Annotated in this window: 5 protein-coding genes and 1 tRNA gene; all 6 read left to right on the forward strand. The window is 63.5% G+C overall.

Annotated elements, in window-relative coordinates:
* Positions 1-1011 (forward strand): Ldh family oxidoreductase, encoded by a 1011-nt coding sequence (locus VN004_RS11575; protein WP_325610102.1) that lies wholly within the window; start codon positions 1-3, stop codon positions 1009-1011.
* A 19-nt stretch (positions 1012-1030) separates the two neighbouring features.
* Entirely contained in the window at positions 1031-2158 is a 1128-nt protein-coding gene (locus tag VN004_RS11580; RefSeq protein WP_325610104.1) for an SAM-dependent methyltransferase, read from the forward strand.
* Between the two features lie 101 nt (positions 2159-2259).
* A complete protein-coding gene (locus VN004_RS11585) occupies positions 2260-3342 on the forward strand; it encodes a TRAP transporter substrate-binding protein DctP (protein WP_325610105.1) in 1083 nt (360 codons plus the stop codon).
* A gap of 271 nt (positions 3343-3613) precedes the next feature.
* Positions 3614-4690, forward strand: a complete 1077-nt coding sequence (locus tag VN004_RS11590) for a hypothetical protein (protein WP_325610107.1) — start codon at positions 3614-3616, stop codon at positions 4688-4690.
* Between the two features lie 116 nt (positions 4691-4806).
* A tRNA-Arg gene (locus tag VN004_RS11595) sits at positions 4807-4883 on the forward strand.
* Positions 4884-5200: 317 nt separating this feature from the next.
* Positions 5201-6548 (forward strand): hypothetical protein (locus tag VN004_RS11600; protein ID WP_325610109.1); only part of this gene is annotated, 1348 nt, incomplete at its 3' end.

The following is a 6548-nucleotide window of genomic DNA, read 5'->3' on the forward strand; positions in this document are numbered from 1 at the left end:
ATGAATAAAGTCCAGATGACCCTCGACGAGATCAACGCGCTGGCCGCATCGGCGCTCATCGCTGCGGGGGCGACGCTTGAACAGACGAAGCCTCTTGCCGCTGCGGTCGCTGCGGCGGAAGCTGACGGCATCGCCTCGCATGGGCTTGCCTATGTGCCGACCTATTGCGAGCATCTGCGCTGCGGCAAGGTTGACGGAAAAGCAGTCCCAGACATCACCAAGCCGAAGCCTGCCCTGATCGTTGCCGATGCGAAAAGCGGCTTCGCGCATCCCGCGATCGATGCCGGATTCAACATGCTGATCCCGCTGGCCCGCGAGATGGGAATCGTCGGGCTCGCGGTCCGCAATTCCTACAATTGCGGCGTGCTCGGCTATCACACCGAGCGCCTGGCAGCCGCAGGCTTGCTCGGGCTCGGCTACACCAACGCGCCGGCCTCGATCGCGCCGTTCGGCGGCCGCAAGGCGGTGATCGGGACCAACCCGTTTGCGATCGCGGCGCCTGACGGCAAAGGCGGCGCGGCGATTTCCATCGATCAGAGCGCAAGTGTCATCGCCAAGAGCGAGGTGATGCGCAGAAAGCGCGAAGGCGCGGCGATTCCCGAAGGCTGGGCGTTCGGTCCGGACGGTCAGCCGACGACCGATCCCGATATTGCGCTCAAAGGCACGATGGCGCCGAGCGGCGGTTACAAGGGCTTCGGTGCGGGCCTGATGGTCGAATTGCTGGCCGCCGCCGCAAGCGGCGCGGTGCTGGCGATGGATGCGAGTCCGTTTTCCGGGCCTGTCGGCGGCCCGCCGCGCACCGGCCAGTTCTTCATCGCGATCGATGTTGCGACAAGTTCGGGCGGGGCCTTCGCCGAGCGCGTCGCTCGCATCGTCGAGGCGATCGCGGCGCAGGAAGGCGCGCACATCCCCGGCAGCAAACGAAAGTCCGCGCGGGAAAGATCGAGCGCTGGGGTCGCGGTCTCAGCCGACCTCGTCAAGCAGATCAAAGAACTGGCTGAGCAACGATAAAGGAACAGGAGGAAACGCAATGGCGAGCCAGACAAAGGAAAAGAGCGAAACCAATTCGCCGGTCATCGCGATGCGGGGCGCCGGCTATTACAGCGCTAACACCGTCGGCGCGAAAGCGGTGATCGATGCCGCCGCCGATCTCGTGCTGGAAGCGCTCGAGTCCATGCCGCTGAAAGGCACGACGCCGTTCGCGATCGCAGATTACGGCGCGGCCGACGGCGGCACCTCGATCGACATGATGCGCAAGGCGATTGCCCGCATCCGCAAGGATGCTCCGGAGCGCCAGATCGCGATCACCTATACCGACCTTCCGCACAACGACTTCTCGGTGCTGTTCCAGCTCCTGCAGGGACTGCTGCCAGCCTTTAAGGAGAACCCGCTGGCGCTGCAGCCCAATGTCTTCACCTTTGGCAGCGGCATGAGCTTCTATCGTCAGATTTTCCCGGATCAGACGATCTCGCTCGGCTTTTCCGCAACCGCGATGCATTGGCTGAGCAAGCTGCCGCTGCAGATTTCCGACCACACGCACGCGGTCGGGGCCAATCCGGAGGAGAAGCGGGAGCTGCGCAAGGCCGCGCTCGCCGACTGGGAGACCATCCTGTTGCATCGCGCGCGGGAAATGGCGCCCGGCGCCAAGTTCGTGTTTGCCAATTTCTGCGAGGACGAAAAGGGGCATTATCTCGGCCATACCGGCGGGGTGAATATGCACGACACCTTCGCCAAGCATTGGCGCAATCTGATGCGTGACGGCACCATCACCGAAGCCGAATACAAGCGCGCCAACTTCGTGCAGTTCTACAAGACCAAGGATGAATTTGTCGCGCCGTTCGATGACCCGAATTCGGCGGTGAGCAAGGCGGGTCTCGTGCTGGAGAAGGCCTTCACCCGCACGACCGGCTGCCCTTACGCCGCCGAGTTCCAGAAGAAGGGCGATGCCGTCGCCTTCGCCAAGAGCTACGTGCCGACGCTGCGCTCCTGGAGCGAAAGCACATTCATGGGCGGGCTCGATCCAAGCCGCCCGCAGCATGAGCGCATGGCGATCGTCAACCGCTTCTACGATGCCTATGAGGCCGAGGTCGCCGCCTCGCCGGAAGGCCACGCGATGGATTACGTCCACTGCTTCATGGTGGTCGCAAAAAAAGCCTGACCCGGTGCCGGACGGACAGGCGTGGAGGAAATGCGGCTTTGACTGTCACGACAAGCTTGCAAACGAAGCTACGACAACGGGGATAAGAGAGAGGTGGAATCATGCAACGTCGTAAATTCCTGAAGGGTGCCGGCATCGCCGTCGCAAGCGCCGGGCTTGCGGCTCCCGCCATCGCGCAGACGCCGACGGTGAAGTGGCGCATGGCGACCAGCTGGCCGAAGAGCCTCGACACGCTCTACGGATCGGCCGCGGCGATGTGCGAACGCATCGCACAAATCACCGACGGCAAATTCCAGGTTCAGGTCTTCGCCGGTGGCGAGATCGTACCGCCGCTTCAGGTCTTCGACGCAAGCGCCAACAATACGGTGGAGTGCTGTCACACGCTGACCTCCTACTTCATCGGCAAGAACACCGCCTATGCGTTCGATGGCGGCCTTCCGTTCGGTCTCAATGCGCGTCAGCAAGCGTCATGGCTGTTTTACGGCGGCGGTCTCGACATGCTTCGCGCGCTGTTCGGCAAGGCCAATCTTGTCCCTGTCCCGGTTGGCAACGTCGGCGTGCAGATGGGCGGCTGGTTCCGCAAGGAGATCAATTCGGTCGAGGACCTCAAGGGCCTGAAATTCCGCATCGGCGGACTTGGCGGCATGGTGTTCTCGAAGCTCGGTGTCGTCCCGCAGCAGATCGCGGCGTCCGACATCTATTCTTCGCTCGAACGTGGCACCATCGATGCGGCGGAATGGATCGGCCCGCACGACGACGAGAAGCTCGGCTTCTACAAGGTCGCCAAATTCTATTACACGCCGGGCTGGTGGGAAGGCTCGGCGCAGATCACCTCGCTGGTCAACAAGGGAGCCTGGGAAGGACTGCCCAAGGAGTTCCGCATCGCTTACGAGACGGCGGCCAACGAACAGATGACGATGATGCTGGCGAGCTATGATGCGAAAAATCCGGCCGCCCTTCGTCGCCTCATTGCTGGCGGCGCCGAAATCCGCGCCTTCCCGCGCGACGTGATGGACGCCTGTTTCAAGGCGTCGCTCGAAACCTTCGATGACTTGTCCAACAAGAATCCGGACTTCAAGGCGATCTACGAGCCCTGGACCAAGTTCGCCAACGACTCCAACGCCTGGTTCCGGCTGGCCGAATATCGTCTGGACAGCGCACGCTTCTCGGCGCCGTCCCGCTGATCGCAGCTTGCAATTATCTTGTTGGCCGGCAACGTTCGACGTTGCCGGCCATCTGCTTTCTGGGCCCGGCTGTTCGCGTTAAGCGCCCGGATGCAGCGCTGCGATGGGCGGCTTGAGGTCACGTGGAAGGGTTCAGATCGCGAATTGGGGCTTGTGAGCGGAGCCCGATACCAACCGCGCCGCTGATCGTGGGGTTGGGTCGCCATGGTCACCGTTCGTCCATCATTTCCCGCGACACTCGCCGATGTGGGATCGGCATGCGGGGGTCGGCTTGCCAACGTCACGGGTTGCACGCCGAGGCGAGCTGGGAATTGCGCTGGCGGCCCTGGCCGCGCTGGTTCTCCTCGTCCCCGGCTCGACGATCATTGAGCGCGAACGCGGCGAAGTGACGACTGCCGCGGTGCCATTCGAGCAGCGATGGCATGTTTTCGACACGCTGCCGGAGCCGGAAATCGCGAAGGTCAGCGATCAGCCGATAGCGCTCGAAGCGCCGCAGGATCCTGTGATCGAGGCAAAGCCTGCCCCGGCAAGGGAAGCGGACACCGCTGCTGGCGATGAAGAGCCACCCGAGCCTCGGCAGGCAGCGGCCGCCGAACAATACATCCTCTATTTCAACTCTCCGACGCACTGGACGCCTGTCCCGTTGCCGGCATCCATCGAGGATGCACGCGCGCCGCACAGCGGCAACATCCGCGCCGAAATTGAACAGGCGGCGATGTTGTTTGATCTCGACATTCGCATGATGAAGGCCTTCGCCCGCATTGAGTCAGGCTACAGACCGAAGGCGACCACGGGCAAATACCGCTGTCTGTTTCAGCTCTCTGCCTGGGAATTTGCCAAATACTGGCGCGGCGACATCTATGACATCCGGGATTGCTCGATCGCCGCGGCAAGGAAACTGGCGACGGAGGCGGCGCAATTCGAGAAGGATGTCGGACGACGGGCCACTGCGGCTGAAATCTACTGCATCCATCAGCAAGGCTACCAGGGCTGTTCGTTTCACTACGCGGCGCCACATCAGCTCGCGTGGAAGAACATGTATCTGACGGCCGAGGGGTACGAGAGAGGCGAAGCCTGGGCGCGCAAGGCGATCTGGGGCAACGTTCCGTCGGACATCAAGCCTCATATCAAAGGCGGAGTGGACGCGCTGACCAGCGCACAATTCATCGCGATCTGGACCGAGCGGGTCGAGCGCTTCATGGCGCGCAAGGCAGAGCCGCCGAGTGAGTATGTCGAATATTCAAGCAAGTCCAAGGCAGGGAAAAAGGTCGCGCAAAAGGCCGAGAAAGCGAATGCCAGGTCCCGCACGGCGAAAAAGACAACCGGGAACAAGGTGGCATCGCGCTGAGTGTTGCGGCCCCGCCTTATTGTTGTATGTCTGCCCTCGCAACGTATTGTCCGGCGTGTTGTCCGAAGCTAAAGAGAGAGAAACAGCACTCGGCCAGGTGCTTGTTCGATTGGCACGGTCCCGTAGCTCAGCCGGATAGAGCAGCGGTTTCCTAAACCGAAGGTCGCAAGTTCGAGTCTTGCCGGGACCGCCAGCATCATGTCGGACAAGGCGGGATACGCCTCATCGCGTGCGCATCGGTCCGTTCATTTTGCATCGACGAGCGCTCGCGCGCAGCCGCAATGGCCGTTCCGGACGCGAAACGACGCGATCGAACGCGCAATGTCTCGCCAGAGCGACAAGCCGACATCAAGTGGCCCAGGCCCGGGATTTTACGATCGCCGTGCCGGCTGACCGGAAAAACCGCGCCCGTGCAAGACATTGCAAGACGGCGCGCCGGGAGCGATGGTTCACAGGGCGACGCAATTGCTTTAGAAGAATCGATCGAACAAAGCAGGCACGACCGACGCTATGAACCGTAAATACGGTGTCCTGATCGTCCTCATCCTGGCGGGAGCGGCGATCCTCGCATGGTGGCTGTTCTCCACCGGGCGGTTTGAACAATTGGCGTCGAAGCTGGGCGAACCTCCAGCCCGCCCGGCGAGCGCGCCCACACCCGCGCCCGCATCTCCACCTGCGGCCGAAAAGCCGGTGTCCAAGACGATCACGTCGGCCAAGGACGCCATCAAGGATCTTGGCGACCGGCTGGGTCCGCCACCGCCCCCGCGCAGTAATGATCCGGCGCCGGCGTTCGATGTCGCGCGCGTTGAAGCGGACGGCGAAGCGGTCGTTGCCGGACGCGCTGTGCCGGGAGCTGTTGTCGAATTGCTGGTGGACGGCCGGGTGCATGATCGCACGACGGCGGATTCGTCCGGCGCGTTCGTGTTTGTGCCGAAGCCGCTGCCGCCGGGCAATTACGACATGACCCTGCGCGCGACAGCGCCGGACGGGACCGTGACGTCCTCGAAAAGCGCGGTGGCCGTGGCGCTCGCGACGAAGGATCGCCCGGTTGCCGCTCTACCCTCGCCGAAGACATCGGCTCCGCCTCCAACGGATAAGCCGGCACCAGGCATAGCAGCCGCCACGCCACCGGGGGGCGCTACTCTGGATACTGCGAACCCGCGCGATCAAGTCGCGGCCAGACCCGAAGCTCAACAGGACGCCAAAGCGCAATCGGACAGCAAGGCGGCCGAACTGCGCATCGAGACTATCGAGCCTGAGGCTGGTGGCGGTCTGTTTGTATCGGGACGCGCCGCGCCGGGTGCTCGGGTCCGGCTCTATATGAACGATGGCTTGATCGCGATGGCTACGGCTTCGGACGAGGGGCGCGTGTCGTTTTCCATCCAGAGCGGCGTAAGGCCTGGTGATTATCGCATTCGCCTCGATCAGATGGGGACGGGAGACGGTGTTGCATCCCGCGTAGAGCGCGCCTTCCGCGCCCCGGCGATTATTGCGGCAGCGCCGCCCGCCCCCGCCCAGCCGCAAGCACAGGCACCGTCGCAAGCGATTGTCGCCTCAACGCAGCCAGACCAGGCGCCGACGGGTCCGCTTGCCGCCGTGTCGCCAATCCCGCCTGCTGCGCAGAGCGACAAGCCGGCGACACCGTCCGCCACAACATCTCAGCCTCCTGCGGCATCACCCGCTCCGACGGCCAAGGACGCAGCGTCGGCTCCTGTGCAACCGGCAGAAACGCAGCAAGTGGCCCCGCAGACGCCCCCGGTTGTGGCGCCGCCAGTCGCTGTGCCGTCATCGCAGCAGCCGTCCGCCCCGGCCCCGGCATCACCGGCGCAGGCCGCACCAAGTGACGTCGCCGCCGCGC

The sequence above is a fragment of the Pseudorhodoplanes sp. genome, assembly GCF_035565855.1.
Classification (GTDB): Bacteria; Pseudomonadota; Alphaproteobacteria; order Rhizobiales; family Xanthobacteraceae; genus Pseudorhodoplanes.